General features: G+C 36.3%; 15 protein-coding genes. 14 read left to right on the forward strand and 1 reads right to left on the reverse strand.

The genetic code is table 11. The annotated features are described in order from the left end of the window. The first annotated feature begins 49 nt into the window (after positions 1-49). The 13 genes from fliD to ACZ5R4_RS20485 all read left to right on the forward strand — a co-directional run bounded on the left by fliD (position 50) and on the right by ACZ5R4_RS20485 (position 15,268). The gene (fliD, locus tag ACZ5R4_RS20425) at positions 50-2,104 is read left to right on the forward strand and encodes a flagellar filament capping protein FliD (RefSeq protein ID WP_109983547.1); all 2,055 of its coding nucleotides are present in this window, start codon (positions 50-52) and stop codon (positions 2,102-2,104) included. A gap of 21 nt (positions 2,105-2,125) precedes the next feature. Beyond that, positions 2,126-2,302, forward strand: a complete 177-nt coding sequence (locus ACZ5R4_RS20430; protein ID WP_109983546.1) for a YjfB family protein — start codon at positions 2,126-2,128, stop codon at positions 2,300-2,302. 112 nt (positions 2,303-2,414) lie between these two features. After that, entirely contained in the window at positions 2,415-2,777 is a 363-nt protein-coding gene (flaG, locus tag ACZ5R4_RS20435; protein WP_054859896.1) for a flagellar protein FlaG, read from the forward strand. Positions 2,778-2,792: 15 nt separating this feature from the next. Next, positions 2,793-3,188, forward strand: a complete 396-nt coding sequence (gene fliS, locus ACZ5R4_RS20440; RefSeq protein ID WP_054859897.1) for a flagellar export chaperone FliS — start codon at positions 2,793-2,795, stop codon at positions 3,186-3,188. Then, a complete protein-coding gene (fliT, locus tag ACZ5R4_RS20445; RefSeq protein WP_054859898.1) occupies positions 3,188-3,541 on the forward strand; it encodes a flagellar protein FliT in 354 nt (117 codons plus the stop codon). Before fliS ends, fliT begins: the two co-directional genes overlap by 1 nt. Before the next feature lie 554 nt (positions 3,542-4,095). Beyond that, positions 4,096-4,656 (forward strand): ribosome hibernation-promoting factor, HPF/YfiA family, encoded by a 561-nt coding sequence (gene hpf, locus ACZ5R4_RS20450; RefSeq protein WP_054787065.1) that lies wholly within the window; start codon positions 4,096-4,098, stop codon positions 4,654-4,656. A gap of 466 nt (positions 4,657-5,122) precedes the next feature. After that, complete coding sequence (gene secA, locus ACZ5R4_RS20455; RefSeq protein ID WP_109983545.1) at positions 5,123-7,630, forward strand: preprotein translocase subunit SecA; 2,508 nt, start codon at positions 5,123-5,125, stop codon at positions 7,628-7,630. 19 nt (positions 7,631-7,649) lie between these two features. Continuing rightward, positions 7,650-8,754 (forward strand): peptide chain release factor 2 gene (prfB, locus tag ACZ5R4_RS20460; protein ID WP_109983544.1). Its coding sequence is split into 2 segments (ribosomal slippage): positions 7,650-7,721 and positions 7,723-8,754, totalling 1,104 coding nucleotides; the frame shifts between segments, so codons are not numbered across the junction. Between the two features lie 472 nt (positions 8,755-9,226). Further along, positions 9,227-9,913: a cell division ATP-binding protein FtsE gene (gene ftsE / locus ACZ5R4_RS20465; RefSeq protein WP_054859900.1), complete on the forward strand. Its 687-nt coding sequence runs from the start codon at positions 9,227-9,229 to the stop codon at positions 9,911-9,913. Further along, complete coding sequence (gene ftsX / locus ACZ5R4_RS20470; RefSeq protein ID WP_109983543.1) at positions 9,903-10,796, forward strand: permease-like cell division protein FtsX; 894 nt, start codon at positions 9,903-9,905, stop codon at positions 10,794-10,796. Before ftsE ends, ftsX begins: the two co-directional genes overlap by 11 nt. Before the next feature lie 126 nt (positions 10,797-10,922). Further along, on the forward strand, positions 10,923-12,314 hold the full coding sequence (locus ACZ5R4_RS20475) for a murein hydrolase activator EnvC family protein (protein WP_277678761.1): 1,392 nt from the start codon (positions 10,923-10,925) through the stop codon (positions 12,312-12,314). 180 nt (positions 12,315-12,494) lie between these two features. Continuing rightward, positions 12,495-13,976, forward strand: a complete 1,482-nt coding sequence (locus ACZ5R4_RS20480; RefSeq protein WP_109983541.1) for a S41 family peptidase — start codon at positions 12,495-12,497, stop codon at positions 13,974-13,976. A 134-nt stretch (positions 13,977-14,110) separates the two neighbouring features. Then, the gene (locus tag ACZ5R4_RS20485; protein ID WP_464367919.1) at positions 14,111-15,268 is read left to right on the forward strand and encodes a PDZ domain-containing protein; all 1,158 of its coding nucleotides are present in this window, start codon (positions 14,111-14,113) and stop codon (positions 15,266-15,268) included. 271 nt (positions 15,269-15,539) lie between these two features. Here ACZ5R4_RS20485 and ACZ5R4_RS20490 read toward each other — a convergent pair whose 3' ends face one another. Then, the gene (locus ACZ5R4_RS20490; RefSeq protein ID WP_464367920.1) at positions 15,540-18,749 is read right to left on the reverse strand and encodes an SNF2 helicase associated domain-containing protein; all 3,210 of its coding nucleotides are present in this window, start codon (positions 18,747-18,749) and stop codon (positions 15,540-15,542) included. Positions 18,750-18,919: 170 nt separating this feature from the next. Here ACZ5R4_RS20490 and ACZ5R4_RS20495 point away from each other — a divergent pair, with 170 nt between their 5' ends. Beyond that, positions 18,920-20,506: a peptide chain release factor 3 gene (locus tag ACZ5R4_RS20495; RefSeq protein WP_109983538.1), complete on the forward strand. Its 1,587-nt coding sequence runs from the start codon at positions 18,920-18,922 to the stop codon at positions 20,504-20,506. Positions 20,507-20,670: the final 164 nt, after the last annotated feature.

Consider the following 20,670-nt stretch of genomic DNA (forward strand, 5'->3'; position numbering starts at 1 on the left):
AGTTTATTCCGATATAGAAAAAAAGAGTGTAAAAAGGACGTGAATGAAGATGAGAATTAGTGGATTTGCAAGCGGAATGGACATTGAGTCAATCGTAAATGATTTAATGAAGGTAGAAAGACTTCCATTGCAAAAAATGGAGCAAGAAAAGCAAGTCTTAGAATGGAAACGTGATGATTATCGTTCTATCAATACGTTGTTATTAGATTTTAGAGATAATTCACTATTTAATATGAGATTAACAACGGGATTTCGTGCTCGACAAGTTACATCATCGAATGAAGATTTTATTACTGCTGTAGCATCTAGTGCTGCCAATCAGACATCTTTTGAAATTTCTAAGGTGGAGCAACTAGCAACAGCTGCGTCATGGGTAAATGATGGGAAAATCTCTAGTGACCAAACGAATAAAATAGATGCATCCAAAAGCTTGTACAATGAAGCTGACAAACTAGCTAATAATTTAACATGGAATAAAGGGGTTATCGAGAAGAAAAATATTAAAGTGGAATCAGGACAGACTGTTAAGTTGGATGACAATATTGTGTATGATGTCGATACATCACTAGATATCCAAGTCAATGGAAAAGGATTTGAGGTAGTTGATTCCGCAAATAATTTAGAAGCAAATCAAGTATATTTTGATGCTAGTACAGGGGAATTAACTTTTGCTGATGGTGCAGTAAAAACAGGTGATACCATTAGTGCTCAATATGTGAAAGATAACAAAACAATTGATACAACCTTGTCGGAAGGCTCTAATGGTTATAAATTAGATGGTGGATCGATTGTAGCTGATAGCAATTTTTCTTTAACCGTTAATGGGACAAACTATTCTATCGGGGCATCAACAGGAACGAACGAATATGCTTTAGTAGATGGATCGGGTAATTCAATAGGGAAAATCAACACAAATTCAGGTGCCATTACATTTGACGAAAAGCTGACAGAAACTACTGATATTAGTGTTACCTACCAGCAAAATTATACTTCCTTTTCAATTGGTGCAAGCACTGCTAATGGAGAAACACACCGGAATTTTATCGTTTCAGGAAATGAATCATTAAATAAAATCGTGGACAGAGTCAATAGTGCAAAGCTAGGTGTTTCTATGATGTATGATTCTTTCTCTGACCAATTGACCTTATCTAGAACAGAAACAGGAGATTTTGATTCTACCACAGAGGATATTCAAGTAAGTGGAGATTTCATGACCTCTGTGTTGCAATTTTCAAATAACCGAACCAATTATGAGGAAGGAACAAATGCTAAGTTTACGATAAATGGACTAAGTACAGAAAGACATTCAAATAGTTTCCAAATCGATGGAGTGACATTTAGTCTTAAACAAACCTTTGACGAGGTAGACGGTGCACAGCCAGTAACGATCGGGGTTACCAATAATACGGAAGAAGTATTCGAAAATATTAAAGAATTTGTAGAAACCTATAATACTTTAATAGACAATATTAATAATAAATTAAATGAAGAGTACCACCGAGATTACAAGCCTTTGACAGACGAAGAAAGAGAGTCTCTTTCAGAAAAGCAACAGGAAGATTGGGAGGCAATGGCAAAGAGTGGTTTGTTAAAAGGAGACCCAATTCTTCAGAGTGTATTATCAGAAATGAGAAGGGATTTTTACACACCAGTCAATAATGATGAATCAACAGGTGTATTCAATCAGCTAGCTGCGATCGGAATTACTACCACAAAAAACTACATGGAGGGCGGTAAGCTCGTTATTGATGAAGCAAAGCTAAAAGAAGCCATTGAAGCGGACCCTGATGCAGTAGAAAACCTTTTCCGTGGAGATGGAGACTCCTATGGTGAAAAAGGAATTGTTAGAAGATTGACAGATTCCGTAGAAGGTGCGATGGATAAAATCTACGAAAGAGCCGGCAGAGCAACCGCAACGAATTACCAATTTACGATCGGCCGAAATCTAGAAGATATCGAGGATCGAATTTCTAATTTTGAAAATCGTTTAGCACAAGTGGAGGAAAGATACTGGTCACAATTTACAGCAATGGAGCAAGCCATTGCACGATATAATCAGCAATCAAGCTATTTAATGCAACAATTTGGAGGCGGAATGAGCTAAAGATAATAGGGAGGAATTTTTATGGATATCGCAGCAATGTCGATTGCAATGAATCAAGCACAGGTAAAACAAGAGGCCAGTATTGCCGTATTAAAGAAAGCAATCAATGAGCAACAAGTAGATTCGAACGAAATGATAAAAATGCTAGAACAATCCATGCAACCTCATCTGGGAAGTAGCATTGACATCAAAGGATAGTGCTGAAAAATCTAGAGCTCAAGTTGCTCTAGATTTTTCTATCAGAAGCTAACAAAATAATACTTTTAACCGATACTATAATTAAATGGCGTAAGAGGAGATGATTGTTGTTATGGATATAAGTAAAATGAACATTGGAACTCTCTCCCCTCAGCATGAATCAGCACAAGATATATCTTTGCTTCCAAAAGATAGTTCTAAAGTAAAAGAGAGTGATGAATTACAACCTAATTCAGATAATGATGAAATTTCAATGATAGAAACAAAGGATTTAGTGGATGGACTTAATTCTTTTTTAGAACCATATGATACAAGTATTCGCTATGAATTTCATGAAAAATTGGATAGATATTATGTTACCATTGTGGATTCTCAGACAGATGAAGTTGTAAAAGAAATTCCTCCGAAAAAATTATTGGATGTGTACGCCTCAATGGCGGAATTAATGGGATTTATCGTTGACGAAAAAATATAGAGGAGCGTTCAATTTATGGCTAAACAATATCAAGCATACCAAAATAATTCAGTTACAACAGCAACTCCAGGAGAACTAACCTTAATGCTTTATAATGGATGCTTGAAATTTATAAAGCAAGCTAGAAAAGCAATCGAAGAAAATAATCATCAAGTACGGAATGAATATATACAAAAATCTCAAAATATTATAAGAGAATTAATGGTAACACTGAATCCGGAGGCTACAATTTCTCAAGAAATGCTACCATTATATGATTTTGCTTACCAATCATTGACCCAAGCAAATGTCCATAATGACCTAGAGAGATTATCGGAGGCTGAAGAGATTATTCGCCAGTTTCGTGATACATGGAAGGAAGTCATTCAAACGGAACGTAGAAGACAATACGGGCAAGGTGCTAAAGCATAATGGAAGCCATTCAAAAATATTATCAGCTCACAAAAGAGATGCTAAGTTTACTAAATGTTCCATCAGGTAGCCAAAAACGCAAGGAATTAATTGACCATATCACAGAAATGATCGACAATAGACAACAATGGATGGAACAAATTAAACCACCATATACGCAAGAGGAAGAAGAGCTTGGGAAGCAAACAGTGATTCTTGACCGACAGCTAAATGACAAGCTGCAGCAGCTTTTTCAAAGCATAAAAAAGGATATGCGCAATAATAAAAAGCAACAAAGATCAAATACAAAATATTTAAATCCTTATCAAAGTATATCCACACTTGATGGGAGATTCATGGATTCTAAAAAGTGATGATGTTCAAAGCCTTGCATCCATTATAGGAAGCAAGGCTTTTTTGTATAGAAGACATCCTTAAAGTAAAAGTCATTTTGGGCTGTAGAATAGACGAAGTGGTGTTTACAGCAAGAGTAAGAGTCATTTTCGACTGGGTTTTAGTCTGAAATGGTGTTTATAGCAAGAGTAAGAGTCATTTTCGACTGGGTTTTAGTCTGAAATGGTGTTTACAGCAAGAGTAAGAGTCATTTTCGACTGGGTTTTAGTCTGAAATGGTGTTTATAGCAAGAATAAGAGTCATTTTCGACTGGGTTTTAGCTTGAAATGGTGTTTATAGCAAGAGTAAGCATCATTTTTGGCTGGGACTTTGCTTAAAATGACGTTAATAACATAGATGTACGAGCGTAATTCAATTTTAAGGCTTTCCTTAAAGATCACTTTAATGGCTAAGTTAAGTTTTTGTAAAAATTATTTGAATGATCTTGACATATTGCTCGTTTATTCTATCTCAAGTGTGGTATTATAGATATATAGCTTATATAGCTTTATAGTTTGAAAGGAGGACACTTTTTATGAAATACAACATCCGTGGTGAGAATGTAGAAGTTACAGGAGCTATTAAGGAATATGTTGAGAGAAAAATAGGGAAATTAGAAAGATATTTTGATTCCACTCCTACTTCTGATGTAAATGTAAATATAAGTGTCTATAATGAGGAGCAACAAATTGAGGTAACAATTCCGATGACGAATCTTTTGCTTCGTGCAGAAGAGCAGCACATGGATTTGTATGCAGCTATTGACCTTGTTGTTGACAAACTAGAAAGGCAAATTCGTAAGCATAAAACAAAAGTAAACCGTAAATTCCGTCAGCAAGGAGCTCCTAAGCATGTTTTTGCTGAATTGGAGAAGGAAGCGGTACTAACAAAGGAACAAGATGAGTTTGATGATGATGAAATTGAAATTGTCCGAACAAAACGGTTTGATCTAAAACCAATGGATTCAGAAGAAGCGGTTCTACAAATGGATATGTTAGGACATGCATTCTTCGTTTTTGAAAATGCCATTACTGGAAATACCAATGTAGTATATAAGCGCAGAGATGGCCGTTACGGCTTGATCGAACCAAGTTAAATAAATAATAGAGAAGAGGTGGCCTATTCTAGTTAGAGTTGGCCACCTCTTTTTATGATCAAATTGCTTTTTTTTAGCTAGAATATGACCATTCTATTTTCCTTTTCTAATGTCCATAAGATGAAATTGTAGAATGAGAATACGTCAAAAATCGCTATTTGTCTATTTTGCTCTTAGAAATAAACGTGGTATAACTAATTTACTTCCTCTCCAGAGAAGGTGTTTTTGCTCCTCCAATTTCAACCTTCTCTATATAAAGAAGTAGTCGCTTCCTTCGACTACTTCTTTTCCTCAGATCGTGCATTTGTTTTAACATAGCTTAAACCATCTTTGAGATTAGGATAGTGTTGACGCAATTTATAAATAAGGACTTATATCGTAGGATTCTTGTCATTTTATTCATGCAAATGTTATGATATAAGATAGACGTAATTGAACTTTCTGGTAGAAAAGAGGAGCGGCTAGAATGCGTGGATTATTGAAAAAAGTTTTTGGTGATGGAAATCAACGACAATTAAAAAGTTTAGAGAAGATAGCAACAGAAATTGCTGCATTAGAATCAACAATGCAGCAATTGTCTGATCAAGAATTAAAAAATAAAACAGTGGAATTTAAGGAAAGGTATCAAAATGGTGAATCATTAGATGATCTACTTGTAGAAGCCTATGCGGTAGTTCGAGAAGCTTCTACAAGAGTATTAGGGATGCGCCCTTTCCATGTGCAACTTCTTGGTGCGATTGCGATGCACCACGGGGATATTGCGGAAATGAAGACAGGGGAAGGGAAAACATTAGCTTCCACTATGCCGGTCTATTTAAATGCATTACCAGGTGAAGGTGTTCATGTTATTACGGTCAATGATTACTTAGCAGATCGTGATGCACGTGAGATGGGAGAATTATATGAGTTCCTAGGACTATCTGTTGGATTGAATCAAAGCGGTCTCTCTAAGGAAGAAAAACGAGAAGCATACCAAGCAGATATTACGTATGGTACGAATAATGAATACGGGTTTGACTACTTGCGTGATAATATGGTGCTTTATAAGGAGCAAATGGTCCAAAGACCGCTTAATTTTGCAGTGATTGATGAAGTAGACTCCATTTTAATTGACGAGGCGAGAACTCCATTAATTATTTCAGGTACAGCACAAAAGTCTGCAGCATTGTACCAACAAGCAAATTCTTTTGTCCGAACATTGAAAAATGAAGATGACTACACATATGATGTGAAATCAAAAGGAGTTCAACTAACAGAAGAAGGAATGAACAAAGCCGAGCGATTTTTTAACATAGAGAATCTTTTTGATTTAAATAATGTGACATTAACGCATCATATTAATCAAGCATTAAAAGCACATGTATCTATGCATCGCGATACGGATTATGTTGTGGAGGAAGGACAAGTAGTCATTGTTGACCAATTTACTGGACGGTTAATGAAAGGACGCCGCTATAGTGATGGTCTTCACCAAGCCATTGAAGCTAAAGAAGGCTTACCAATTCAAAATGAAAGTATGACACTTGCTTCTATTACATTCCAAAACTATTTCAGAATGTATAAAAAATTAGCAGGGATGACTGGTACGGCAAAAACAGAAGAAGAGGAATTCCGTAATATTTATAATATGGATGTCGTAGCAATCCCAACGAATAAGCCGATTATTCGTGATGATAAGCCAGACTTAATTTATAAGTCAATGGAAGGTAAATTCAAATCTGTTGTAGAAGAAATAAAAAGTCGACACGAAAATGGACAGCCAGTATTAGTTGGTACAGTGGCTGTAGAAACATCTGAGCTAATTTCAAAATACCTCACTCGTGCTCGTGTGCAGCATAATGTTTTAAATGCAAAAAATCATTTCCGCGAAGCTGAGATTATTGAAAATGCTGGCCAAAAAGGTGCTGTTACGATTGCTACCAATATGGCAGGTCGTGGTACAGATATTAAATTAGGTGAAGGGGTAAAGGAATTAGGTGGACTTGCTGTCATAGGAACAGAACGTCATGAGTCTCGTAGAATTGACAATCAGCTGCGAGGTCGTTCTGGTCGTCAAGGAGACCCCGGTATCACTCAATTTTATCTGTCTATGGAAGATGAATTAATGCGTCGATTCGGTTCAGATAATATGAAAGCCATGATGGAAAGACTGGGCATGGATGATTCGCAACCAATTGAAAGTAAAATGGTTTCCCGTGCAGTGGAATCTGCACAAAAACGAGTAGAAGGGAATAACTTTGATGCTCGTAAGACAATTCTTTCCTACGACGATGTTTTACGTCAGCAGCGTGAGATTATTTATAAGCAACGTTTTGATGTTATTGAATCTGATAACCTGCGAGAAATCATTGAACAAATGATTGAAACAACAGTGGAAGCAGCGATTGATATGTATATGCCGGAAGAAGAGATTGAAAACTGGAACATTTCTGGTTTAATAGAGTATATCCATGCAACCCTATTAGAGCCTGAATGGATAACAGAAGCCAACCTAAAAGGGAAGGAAAAATCTGAGGTTCAGGATACGATATTAGCAAAAGTACAAGAAAAATATGACCAAAAAGAAGCTGAGCTTACGCCTGAACAAATGCGTGAATTCGAGAAAGTTATCCTGTTACGTACGGTTGATACGAAATGGATGGATCACATCGATCAAATGGATCAATTACGTCAAGGTATCCATCTCAGAGCATATGGACAAAATGATCCACTTAGAGAATATCAAATGGAAAGCTTTGCTATGTTTGAACAAATGATTGCTTCTATAAACGAAGAGGTTGCTAAATATGTAATGAAAGCACAGATACGGGAGAATTTAAAACGGGAAGCTGTGGTAAAAGATACACAAGCAGTATCAGGTGGAGAAGAGAAGAAAAAAGTAAAAAAACCTTATGTAAAAGCACAGAGCGTGGGTAGAAATGATCCATGTCCATGTGGTAGTGGTAAAAAGTATAAACAATGCCATGGTAAGTAAACATAAATGAGGTGGAAAGATGGAATTGGTAGAAATTAGACAAGAACTAGATAAAATGGCTAAACGTATAGCGGACTTTAGGGGGTCTCTTTGACTTAGAGACGAAACGTGCTCGCATCGCTGAATTAGAAGAAATAATGACAGACCCAAGCTTTTGGGATGATCAAAATACAGCACAAAAGATTATTAATGAAGCAAATAGTTTAAAAGAACTTGTACAAACATTTGATAAAAATGAAGAAAGTCTTGAAAATGCAGAAGTCTCTTATGAACTAGTAAAAGAAGAAGAGGATGAGGATTTACATCAAGAGCTTGAAAAGGATGTCGTTAACTTAACGGAATCACTCAATCGATATGAATTATATATATTATTGAGTGAACCCTATGATAAGAATAATGCCATTTTGGAATTGCATCCAGGTGCTGGAGGCACGGAATCACAGGACTGGGCTAGTATGTTACTTCGAATGTATACAAGATGGGCAGAGGCAAAAGGTTTTAAAGTTGAGACATTGGATTATTTACCTGGCGAAGAAGCTGGTGTGAAAAGTGTGACATTATTAATCAAAGGGCATAATGCCTACGGCTATTTGAAGGCTGAAAAAGGGGTACATCGACTTGTTCGTATTTCGCCATTTGATTCATCAGGCCGTCGACACACTTCCTTTGTTTCCTGTGATGTGATGCCAGAATTAGATGATGATATTGATATCGATATAAAAACAGAAGACTTGAAAATCGATACGTACCGTTCTAGTGGTGCGGGAGGACAGCATGTAAATACAACAGATTCAGCAGTTCGAATTACACATTTACCAACAAATACAGTAGTAACCTGTCAATCTGAGCGATCTCAGATTAAAAATAGAGATCAAGCAATGAAAATGTTAAAAGCAAAACTATACCAACTTGAAATAGAAAGACAGCAACAAGAATTAAATGAAATTCGTGGAGAACAAAAGGAAATAGGCTGGGGAAGTCAAATACGATCTTATGTTTTCCATCCGTACTCAATGGTGAAAGATCATCGCACTGATCACGAAACTGGTAATACTCAGGCAGTAATGGATGGAGAAATTGATAACTTTATTGACGCCTATTTGCGATCTGTCATGAATAATTAATAGGAAGAAAAAGCTGCAATCCCACCTTTGTGGGCTTGCAGCTTTTTGTCGAATAGATACATAAATTGTAGAAAATAAACAGCGATGAAGGAGGTTCTCCTCTAAAAACTCCATAATGGTAATCTTTACATATGGCCTAAAAGCAGGTAATTGAAACTAGTTCTTTATACATATATAATGACTGGGAAAATATTCTCCATATTGCAAAGTATTGTAATTATTTAATGAAATACAATGAAGCTCTAATTTTATTGGGAATTTATCCTAAAAAGAACATAAGTTCATGGTTCTTTATTACTATTATTGTTATTTTGGGTAAAAAGAACTATCAAACGAAACACAAATGTAATAAAAATTTAGCCGAATTTCTGCGCGAAAAATGTTATAATTGCAACTGTGAGGTTTGAATGTATCATATTTTGGGTAAATGCTGCGAAATATGACTAAAATTAATAAAAAGGTGATTTTATATATGATTGAGATGCAAGATATATACATGACTTATCCGAACGGAGTAGTCGGACTAAATGGAATAAGTGTGAACATTAAGCAAGGTGAATTTGTTTACATAGTAGGGCATAGTGGTGCAGGGAAATCTACCTTCACCAAATTAATGTTCAGAGAAGAAATCCCAACGAAGGGTAAAATACTAGTCAATGATCAAGACGTAACGAAGCTCAAATGGAAAGAAGTACCTTATTTTCGACGGAATATTGGTGTTGTCTATCAAGACTTTCGATTATTACCAAAGCTAACAGTCTATGAAAATATTGCTTTTGCTTTAGAAGTAATAGAGGAAAATCCAAAGAGCATTCGTAAAAAAGTGATGAATGTGCTAGATCAAGTAGGATTGAAAAATAAAGCGAGGTTTATACCAGATGAATTATCTGGTGGAGAGCAGCAAAGGGTAGCTATTGCCCGGGCAATAGTCAATCACCCAGGTATATTAATTGCAGATGAGCCAACAGGTAACCTTGATCCAAATACTTCCTGGGAAATAATGCACATCTTAGAAGATATCAATGCAAGTGGAACAACGATCATCATGGCGACTCATAGTAAAGAGATCGTAAACACGATTAAAAAACGTGTAATCGCAATGGAAGACGGCGTTATTGTCCGTGATGAGCATCGAGGTGAATATGGCTATGAAATTTAATACACTAAAAAGACACCTAAAAGAAGGCGCGAAAAATACAGTTAGAAATGGTTGGATGACAATAGCATCAGTAGGCGCAGTGACGACAACTTTGATTCTCGTAGGCGTATTTTTAGTTGTGATGTTAAATTTGAATCACATAGCTGGAGCATTGGAAGATGATGTACAAATTAAAACACTAATTGACAGGACAGTAGAACAAACAGAGGTAGATCAACTAGAAGAGAATATTAAAAGCATTGAGGAAGTAGAAACAGTAGAATTTTCGACAAAGGAAGAGGAACTCGATAATCTGATTGAGAGCATGGGGGAACAAGGTCAGGCATGGAGCTTGTATGAACAAGATAACCCTTTGAATGATGTATTTATCGTTAAAGCAACAGATCCTACAGATACGGAAAAGGTTGCAAGTCAAATAGAAGAATTGAATGGCGTGTATGAGGTTAACTATGGACAAGACTATGTGGAGAAATTGTTCACATTTAATCAATATGCAAGAAATATTGGTCTTGTATTAATTGCAGCATTAGTCTTTACAGCTATTTTCCTAATCTCCAATACTATTAAGATTACAATCTTAGCAAGGAAAAAAGAGATTGGGATTATGAAACTAGTAGGTGCAACGAATGGGTTTATTCGCTGGCCATTTTTTGTGGAAGGAATGATTCTAGGTCTACTAGGAAGTATTATTCCAATAGCTATCATCATGATAGGATATTACTATCTATCAGGTAATCTAGTGCTATTGCAGCAATTTAATTTTGTAAAAATACTTCCATTTAATCCATTTGCTTTTCAAGTGGCAGGACTAATTATCGCTATTGGAGTCTCCATTGGTGTTTGGGGAAGCTTGATGAGTGTACGAAAATTCCTAAAAGTTTAGTCTAATTAGCATTCTAAAGCAAGCAGGAACTTGCTTTAGAATCGCTTTCCTCATAGAAACATAGAACAACACGAATTATTACATATAAAGACGAGAAATGTTTTACAAGAAGAGAGGAGAATAGGTGTGAAGAAGCTATTCACAATGATTTTTGCTATATTATTCATATTTAGTGCTTCGAGTACAGTTTCGGCTGAATCTGTAAATGAATTAAAGGATAAAATCAATGATTTAGAAAGTGATAAAAAAAGTGTGGAGAGTGAATCAAGTGAAATAGAAGGTAAAGTAAGCGAAACAGAAGAGGAGTTAGAGGAAAATCAAGCAAAACAAGCAGAGACTAACTCTGAAATCAATCAAATTGATTCTGAATTAACATCTACTCAACAACAATTAGTGGCAAAAGAGCAAGAGATTGCTGAAACAACTAGTAAGATTACACAAACAGAAAATGAAATTCAAGAAACAGAAGAAAAAATCAATACCTTGAATGAAGAAATAAAAGCATTAGAAGAAGAAATTAAAATACTAGAAGAGAAGATAAAAGAGCGTGAGAAACTTTTAAAAAACAGATTGCGCTCTATTCAACAAAATGGTGGAAATATAAGTTACCTAGAAGTCATTTTTGGTGCACAAAGCTTTGGTGATTTTATTAATCGTGCCACAGCGGTAAATAAGATCATGGATTCCGATAAAACAATCATGGAAGATCAAGAAGCTGATAAGAAAAAATTAAGTGAAAATAAGAAAAAGGTAGAAGCAAACAAGAAAGAAATCGAACAAGAAAAAGCATCTCTAGAAGCAAATAAAAAGGAATTAGAGGCAGATAGAGCGAATCTTGAGACCCAAAAAGCAGAGCTGGATCAAATTAAGGCAGATTTAAATGTACAGATGGATACAAAGCAGGATTTAATGAGTGACCTAGAGCAACAAGAGCAAGAATTACATAGTCATAAAATGTCTTTGGCTGAACAACAAGAAACCTTAGCAAATCAAGCAGCAATCATTGAAAAAGCAAAGAAAGAAGCACAACAGAAGATTAATCAATTAGCTGAGGAAAAATCAAATAGTAGCGGATCTTCTAATAGCCCATCTTCTTCTGGAGGATCAGGCCTATCAGCAGGTGGTAGCGGTAGTTTACAATGGCCGACAACCGGAAGAAGATCTTCAGAATATGGTTACCGTTCTTTTAATGGTGGTGGCTTCCACTATGGATTAGATATTGCGAATAGTGTAGGAACTCCAGTGCATGCCGCAGCATCTGGTGTAGTGACAAGAGCCAATTACTCTTCAAGCTATGGAAATGTTGTTTATATCTATCATACAGCTTTAGATCTAACCACGGTCTATGCACACTTAAATAGCATAAGTGTAAGTGCTGGGCAGAATGTTTCCCAAGGTCAAAAAATTGGCGGGATGGGGAATACTGGAGACTCTTACGGTAGTCACTTACACTTTGAAGTTCATATTGGAAAATGGAGCTATCATGGGGGAGTAAATCCAGCGAATTATCTACCATAAAGAAATAAATACTAGTAAGACATCACAAAATACTTGTGATGTCTTTTTTAAACGGTCATAATATATAATGTGAGAATTTTTATACTAAAAATATAAATGAAATAATAGTATAAAATAGGAAAGGCTTTTATAAGCTTGAATACAAGGAATTAAATTAATTGTATCGTATGGGGTGGAACAATGAATATAAAGAAAAGATATTTTGCTTTAATTGTAGTGGTAGCAATTTTTATTGGAGGGTTTGGTACATATTTTGGTGTTCAATTGCTATCCAAATTTGAAATACTAGATAATGGTGCAGCTAGCTCAGATCAAGATCTTTTATTAGAATTGGCTGATCAACAAGAGTCCATACAAGAGAACATGGGGAAAATGTCAAAAGTAGTGAATGCATTTACCGTCATTAAAGAAAATTATGTAGAAGACGTGGAAGATAAACAGCTAATTGAAGGTGCGATTCAAGGAATGCTAGGTTCCTTAGAGGATCCCTACAGTTCCTACATGGATCAAGAAACCATGGAGCAATTTAATGAACAAATTGAATCCTCCTTTGAAGGAATCGGCGCAGAGGTTTCCATGGTCGGTGGAAATGTTACCATTGTTGCACCTATAAAAGATTCTCCTGCAGAAAAAGCCGGATTAAAACCAAATGACCAAGTTATTACAGTGGATGGAAATAGTGTAGAAGGTTTAGATTTGCAGGAAGCAGTGAACAAAATTAGAGGAGAGAAGGGCTCTAAGGTTAGTCTTGAAATTCGGAGACCTGGAGTTGAAGAACTCATTGAATTAGAAATAACCCGTGATGCTATCCCATTAGAAACGGTATATGTGGATACAAAAGAGGTAGATGGAAAACTAATTGGTATTTTGGAGCTTACCTCGTTTTCAGAGAACACAGCTAGTGACTTTAAAAAAGAACTAACTAAGCTAGAGGAACAAGGAATGGATGGACTCATTATCGATGTTCGTGGCAATCCTGGTGGCTTACTTCCAACAGTGGAGGAACTCTTAAAAATGTTTGTTCCAAAAGAAACACCTTACCTACAGATTGAAGATCCAACGGGTAAAAAATCAAGGTATTTTTCTAAGCTAGAGTCACCAAAAGATTATCCAGTTGTTACGTTAATAAATGAAGGTAGTGCATCTGCCTCGGAAATATTAGCAGTTTCTTTAAAGGAAGCATTAAATTATGAGGTTGTTGGAACTACTTCTTTTGGTAAAGGTACCGTTCAGCAAACAGTGCCTATGGGCGATGGTTCTACGATTAAGTTAACTCGTTTTAAATGGTTATCACCAGAAGGAAACTGGATTCATGAAAAAGGGGTGGAACCAACGGTTGAACAAAAAATGCCAGACTATTACTATGCTAATCCAATTCAAATTGAAGACGATCCTTTAAGTCTTGACGAAAGTGATCCAAGTATTGAGAACTTGCAAATTATGTTAGATGGGTTAGGATATGAAGTCGATAGAAATGATGGCTATTTTGATGAATCAACAGCGTCTGCAGTGAAGGCATTCCAGACAGATAATGATCTAGAAGCAACAGGTCAAGTAGACCAAAATACAGCTGAAGTCTTACAATCAGAACTAATGGAACATATTCGAAATGGGGAAGACGATCTACAGTTAGAAAAAGCCCTAGAAATAATCACAAAATAAACCAATATAAAGTGAAGGAGACTATTGTTTCCTTCACTTCTTTAATTTTTTGATAAATGCAATTTAGGGGTAGCCAAAAGTTAATTTTTTTATCATAATAGAGAGTACAAGCTGTTCGGAAGGGGTAGGTCATGTTGGAATGGATCATAGAAGTGGGCTTAGCTATTATAAGAATGTTTGCACAGCCATTTTTGTACTGGTTTCTAATATTACTATGGTGGAGTAGCTATTTTAGAATGAAGAAAGAAAGAGCTACTTTTGGTACTAAAGTATTTTCTTATTTTCATGAGGCTAATGGAACATGGGCCTTCTCCATTATAAGTGGACTGCTTCTATCCATTTTAGTAGTAGGACTTGGACTTACTGTAACCATTCCTGTTGTATATCTTTTGGCGATTATTATGATCGTATTATCGTTATTTAAACGATTTTTTTTCTTGTCAGCAAGCTATACATTAGGAATTCTAACAATTATGGTTTATTTATTAGACGTGTTTGGCGAAGCTATCTTACCTGTAAGCTGGTGGAAAGACTTGAGCAATATTGATTTTATGTACATACCATATTTAATTGCTGCATTACTTATAATCGAAAGTATCTTATTATACCGAACGAAAACAATGGACACCTATCCAGAAGTTACGAAAAGTAAACGTGGAAAGAATCTAGGTAGACATCGCATTAAAAAAGCAACGATTGTCCCTTTATTTTGTTTGTTACCGTCTGGTGCAATTGAGCCTTTTGCAGATTGGTGGCCAGTACTAAATGTTGGAGGAGAATCCTATGGTTTAATGCTGATCCCGTTTATTATTGGTTTTGAGCATGCAGTGAGCAATATTTTACCTGTAAAGGGTGCAAGGTGGATTGCTAGAAATGTCATGCTATTAGCTGGCGTCATCGTGTTGTTGGCAATTGCCGGATATTTTTATCCGGTCATTTCGTTGATTGCCGTTATAGTTTCGATGATTGGAAGGTTTATTATCCAATATGGCTTTCGACTACATGATCAAGAACAGGATTCTGTTTTTCAGCTTGGGGGAGAAGGGGTCATGGTTCTTGGTGTCCTACCAAGAACGGTTGCTGTTACCTTAGGATTGAAGCCAAGTGAACGAATTGTGAAGGTTAATGGAGAAAAAGTAGAAACAGAAAATCAGTTTTATCACGCAGTACAAGCAAATCGTGCATTTTGCAAGCTTTCGATTAAAGACACTAATGGAGAGGTGCGATTTGCGCAGGCTGCCCTTTATGAAGGAGAGCACCATGAGCTCGGAGCGTTATTTGTAAAAGAATAACATGTGTGCTGATAGGTCGACGCTTTTGATAAAATCTAGAAATAGTCTATATCTTGGTTATCTCAGTAAGCAAGCTGGGTATAGCCGAGATATATTTTTTTATCTTGGTGATCTCACTAATCAAACCTACTTTAACCAAGATAAATTCTTTTATCCTGCCTTGCAACAACTCATTATGTCAAATTATATTATAAAAAAAATCCTCGAATATAAGCTACCCCCAAAAATTAGACTAAATATCTAATCTTCGGGAGCAATTCCATATTCAAGTTTAAAATTGTAGCAATTCTTTTAATTCGTCTTCGGAGAGTTTGGATAATAAGGTTTCGCCAGGCTGAATAATTTGCTCCACTAATTCCCGTTTTTTATGCTGGAGCTGATAGATTTTCTCCTCAATCGTTCCCTCTGTAATAAAGCGAATGACTTGGACCACATTTTTCTGTCCAATGCGATGGGCGCGACCTGCTGCTTGTTCCTCTACTGCCGGATTCCACCAGAGGTCGAATAAGATGACTGTATCTGCACCAGTTAAGTTTAGACCTGTACCACCGGCTTTTAATGAAATTAAGAAGAATCCATTTTCCCCTTCATTAAATGCCTCGGTCATTTTCATCCGTTGATCAGATGGTGTCGATCCATCGAGATAAAAACAATTAATTTCTGCCTCTTCTAGTGCATTGCGTATAATTGTAAGCATACTCGAAAATTGAGAAAAGATAAGCGCCCTTTTTCCTTGAGATTTCAGATCTTTCACTAATTCTAATAATTCTTCCAGCTTTCCAGAGCTTCCTTGATAATTTTCAAGGAATAAGCTCGGATGACAACAGATTTGTCTTAATCTTGTGATACCTGCTAAAATCTCTATCTTACCTCTATCAAAAGTACCTTGTTCAATCGTTTTATCTAAATTTTGTTGTATCCGTTGTAAATAAGCTAAATATACCTCTTTTTGTGGCTTAGTTAATTCAGAATATTGAACAGACTCGATTTTTTCTGGAAGCTCATCCAATACATCTTTTTTTACACGTCGTAAAATGAATGGTCTTGTAATTCTTGCAATATAGCTGGAGTCTAGGTTGCTGAATGTCTTTTTGCTACCAAAAAGACCAGGTGAGATCGTATAGAAAATGGACCAAAGCTCCTCAAGTGAATTTTCTATCGGTGTACCACTTAATGCGAAAAATTGTTTAGCTTGTAAGGAACGAACGGCCTTTGCTGTCAAGGTTAGGTGATTTTTGATGGCTTGTGCCTCATCTAAGATAATACAATCAAACCTGCTATCCTCATATAAATCTTGATCCTTTCTTAAAGTGGGATAGGATGTGATTAAAATATTCGTATCCTTATTCCTTTCTAATAGGCTTTCCCGTTGTGTCTTGGAACCGATGATAACCGCCGAACTGAGAGTTGGTGCGAATTTTTCGATTTCCTTTTGCCAGTTGTATAGCAAGGAAGCCGGTGCGATAACCAATGCCTGATATCGATCTGCTGTCATTTCTACTTCTGATAATAGGTAGCTAATCGTTTGTAATGTTTTTCCAAGTCCCATATCATCTGCCAGTATGCCACCTAAATGGTAATGGGACAAGGTTTTCATCCATTGAAATCCAGTAATTTGATAATCACGCATTTCTGCTTTGAGCTTATCTGGAAGCGAAAACTCTAATTGTGCAGGGTTTTTAAGCTCTGTTAGCATTTTCTTAAAGGCATCTGTGAAACGATGCTTGTTAGCCTCCAGCAGCTCCTCAATTTGAAAGCTTCTTGCTGCGGGAACACTGATTTGTCCCTCTTGTAATTGTTTTTTGGTTAAATGTAATTGCTCCTGTAAGCGTTGAAAGGATGAGAAATCCTCAGATTCGAGTTGTAATAATGCGCCGTTCGGTATTCGATAAAACCGTTTTTTCTCAATTAATGCTTGTAGTATATTTGTGACATGTTCCTCTGTAATTCCTTCGATATCAAATGTGATATCTAGCATACCCTCGGAAGGTTGATAATCTACCATAGAGTTTAACGTGTAATGTGATGGATCAATGATCATATTTTTAACTTGGGATGAAACCAAGACGGTAGCTAGCTGCTCTAATGCTTCTAAGCCATCGTGAAGAAACTGATAGATAGCTTCCTCTTGAAACAAAAACATGGCTTGATTAATCTCGATAAAACCACTATCGCGCAAGAGAAGGAGTAGTTGCTCTTCTCTTACAGGATCTCTTTTTACAATTCCTTCCCCAATGATTTCATTTTTTAATGGGTAAATAGTTGTTTCTCCATATTGAAAGGCAATATCTAATCTGATAGCCCCTTCCACTTCCTCTACCCACACCTTGCCTTTAAGGGGATTTGTGTTTAATTGTTTAGACATCCGTTCTGTCATTTCCAGTTTCCCAACTTGTTCGAATTGGGGCAGAACATTTCGAACAAACGTATCCATTTCAGATGGTGAAATAAGTTGTTTTTTCTTAGATTGAAGTGGAACAATTCGAAATAGCTTCTCTAAAATTAACTTTTGCTTATTATTCATCTTATAAATATGATGATCTTTAATTAAATAGCGATAGCTTTCCAGAAAATAATAGGAGCTTAAATCAGACATTTCTAATGAATAAGCATTTGATTGTAAATAGTCAATTTTAAATTCTAACTGTTCGGTCATTTCGCTAAATTCAATCGAACTAAATTCTCTGTTCAGCTCTTGTTTAAATGTATGATTCGTATTCGATAGTTTTTTCAAAAATAGATCACTAACACTTGGTGGTAAATAAACACTTCTTGGTTGCTCCATTTTTAGTGTATAGCTATTACCAAATAGCCTTTCTTGCTCATAACAGGACAATAATAGCTCGATTAATTCCTTGTCATATGAAGGAAAAAAATGTTGGGATGGAAAATAGGTAAAGGAATGGTTGACTTTATAGGATTCCCCCATTAGCCATGCCTTAAAAAAAGAGCGAATATCCCGTATGACATAAGGTCTCTTGTCCCCTATTTTTAATTCTAAAGCTAAGGCATATTGCGTATTTTTATTTGCTCGTTTTAGAATAAGTTGAAATTCGGTTTGGAGCATTTGTGGCGATCCATCTGCTTTCTTCTGTTCACGGAAGGTGTGAAGTAATTGCTTAGCAAATAAATCTGTATCTTGAGTAGGAGCGGAACGTGTATCACGGTCCACCGCATATCTCCTTCGATTCGATTGAGCATCCTGTGTGATAGCAAGCAAAACCGCTGCAATATGTTTACACGTCTCATTTGATGCAAATGCTGGACAATTGCAGGTGGTTTCTATATCTAAATTGTCTGTAAAATAGATGCGAATCGTATATACCTTTGCTCCTTTTACTAATCCTCTCCACGAATTTGTAGAAGGGTTGTAGGACAGGCCGTAAACCTTACCATCTTTATAATATTGAAGTCCTCTATGATAAAAACGATCACCAGTTAATTGGCGAATCGATTGTTCGTTCATTTGTATGTGTTGCATAAAATCCCATCCTTATCAAACACTTTTGCAAACCATCATTATATTATAACAAGAAAAATAACGGATTTCATCATGATTGACTTTTGATCAATAAACTGCTATTTTTAACTATCGGAAAAAGTTGACGTTATAAGTAATGAAATCAATAAATCGGTGAAAGAGGGATTGGAATGGGATTACAGGAAGAGGTTCAAAAGCGCAAGACCTTTGCGATTATATCTCACCCTGATGCAGGGAAAACGACCATGACAGAAAAATTACTTTTACAAGGGAATTTGATTAGATCGGCAGGAACAGTGAAAGGGAAGAAATCTGGGAAATTTGCCACATCGGATTGGATGGAAATCGAAAAACAGAGGGGTATCTCGGTAACGTCAAGTGTGATGAACTTTGAATATGAAGGATTGAAAGTTAATATTCTAGATACACCTGGGCACGAGGATTTCAGTGAGGACACGTATCGAACATTAACCGCTGTTGACTGTGTTGTGATGATCATCGATGCAACGAAAGGGATTGAGGCACAAACGATTAAGCTTTTTAAAGTCTGTAAAATGCGCGGAATTCCTATTTTTACTTTTATTAATAAATTAGACCGAGAAGGTAGAGAACCACTTGATTTATTAGACCAAATTGAGGAAGTATTAAATATTGAGACATATCCAATGAATTGGCCTGTTGGTATGGGGAAAAGATTTTTAGGGATTTTGGATCGTTATCATGATCAATTTATTCGGTTTAATGGAAATGAAGCGGAGACGTATATTGATTTAAAGGATATGGATCTAGAAGAGAATAAAGAGATTAGCGAACATCCGACTTACAAAGAAACATTTGAGGAGCTGGAATTATTAAATGAGGCTGGTGATCAGTTTTCCTTAGAACGGGTTCTCCAAGGTGAGCAAACTCCAGTATTTTTTGGTAGTGCATTAGCACCCTTTGGTGTGGAAGTATTCTTTGATACTTTTATTAAATTAGCCCCTGCACCAGGACCGCGAAGAACGAAAGAAGAGGTAATCCACCCTGATTATCCAGATTTTTCAGGCTTTATCTTTAAAATCCAAGCAAATATGAATCCTCAGCATCGTGATCGAATTGCTTTTTTACGTGTTTGCTCAGGGAAGTTTGAGCGGGGAATGAATGTACAGCTAGCTAGAACAGGAAAAACCATTCGATTAGGCCAAACACAGCAGTTCGTTGCTTCATCTCGTGATACAGTAGAAGAAGCCTATCCTGGTGATATCATTGGAGTATATGATCCGGGCTCTTATCGGATTGGAGATACGTTGTTAGAGGGAAAGAAAACCTTTGAATATGATGAATTACCACAATTTCCACCAGAGCTATTTCAACGTGTAACAGCAAAGAATGTCATGAAGGCTAAACAGTTTCGAAAAGGAATTGAACAGCTGGTACAGGAGGGAGCCATTCAGCTGTTTCGTGGTTATCCAACGGATTCTTACATTATAGGTGCAGTTGGTCAGCTTCAATATGAAGTATTTCAGCATCGTATGAAGCACGAATATAATGTCGAGGTCCTGCTTGAATCAATCGGTGATAGAATACCACGGTGGTTGAAGAAGGAGCAAGTAGATCCAGCATTATTTGATGAGCGTAATTTACTTGTAAAGGATCGTGAGGATGAGTTTCTCGTTTTATTTAAAAATGATTTTGCGTTAAGATGGTTTATAGATAAACATGCGGATATTGAGTTAATTGATTTGTTTGAAGTGAATCAGTATGACCAAGCGACGTGATGTAAGAGGAAGCACAGCTATAATTCGATAGCTGTGTTTTTGCTATGGGATGTTTTGACGTTCGCTAGTTGGTTATAATGAAAAATATAACTACACAAACGAATATTTGTTCGCTTTTTGTTGGAAGTTAGTGTATAATAGAGAATATGTTGAATGGAGGTATC

The sequence above is a fragment of the Gracilibacillus sp. JCM 18860 genome (genome assembly GCF_055395245.1).

Coding starts and splice junctions, on each gene's coding strand:
- ftsE (WP_054859900.1), top strand. CDS start 9,227: ATGATTGAGATGCAAGATATATACATGACTTATCCGAACGGAGTAGTC.
- hpf (WP_054787065.1), top strand. CDS start 4,096: ATGAAATACAACATCCGTGGTGAGAATGTAGAAGTTACAGGAGCTATT.
- ACZ5R4_RS20430 (WP_109983546.1), top strand. CDS start 2,126: ATGGATATCGCAGCAATGTCGATTGCAATGAATCAAGCACAGGTAAAA.
- flaG (WP_054859896.1), top strand. CDS start 2,415: ATGGATATAAGTAAAATGAACATTGGAACTCTCTCCCCTCAGCATGAA.
- secA (WP_109983545.1), top strand. CDS start 5,123: ATGCGTGGATTATTGAAAAAAGTTTTTGGTGATGGAAATCAACGACAA.
- fliD (WP_109983547.1), top strand. CDS start 50: ATGAGAATTAGTGGATTTGCAAGCGGAATGGACATTGAGTCAATCGTA.
- fliS (WP_054859897.1), top strand. CDS start 2,793: ATGGCTAAACAATATCAAGCATACCAAAATAATTCAGTTACAACAGCA.
- ACZ5R4_RS20495 (WP_109983538.1), top strand. CDS start 18,920: ATGGGATTACAGGAAGAGGTTCAAAAGCGCAAGACCTTTGCGATTATA.
- ftsX (WP_109983543.1), top strand. CDS start 9,903: ATGAAATTTAATACACTAAAAAGACACCTAAAAGAAGGCGCGAAAAAT.
- fliT (WP_054859898.1), top strand. CDS start 3,188: ATGGAAGCCATTCAAAAATATTATCAGCTCACAAAAGAGATGCTAAGT.
- ACZ5R4_RS20480 (WP_109983541.1), top strand. CDS start 12,495: ATGAATATAAAGAAAAGATATTTTGCTTTAATTGTAGTGGTAGCAATT.
- ACZ5R4_RS20490 (WP_464367920.1), bottom strand. CDS start 18,749: ATGCAACACATACAAATGAACGAACAATCGATTCGCCAATTAACTGGT.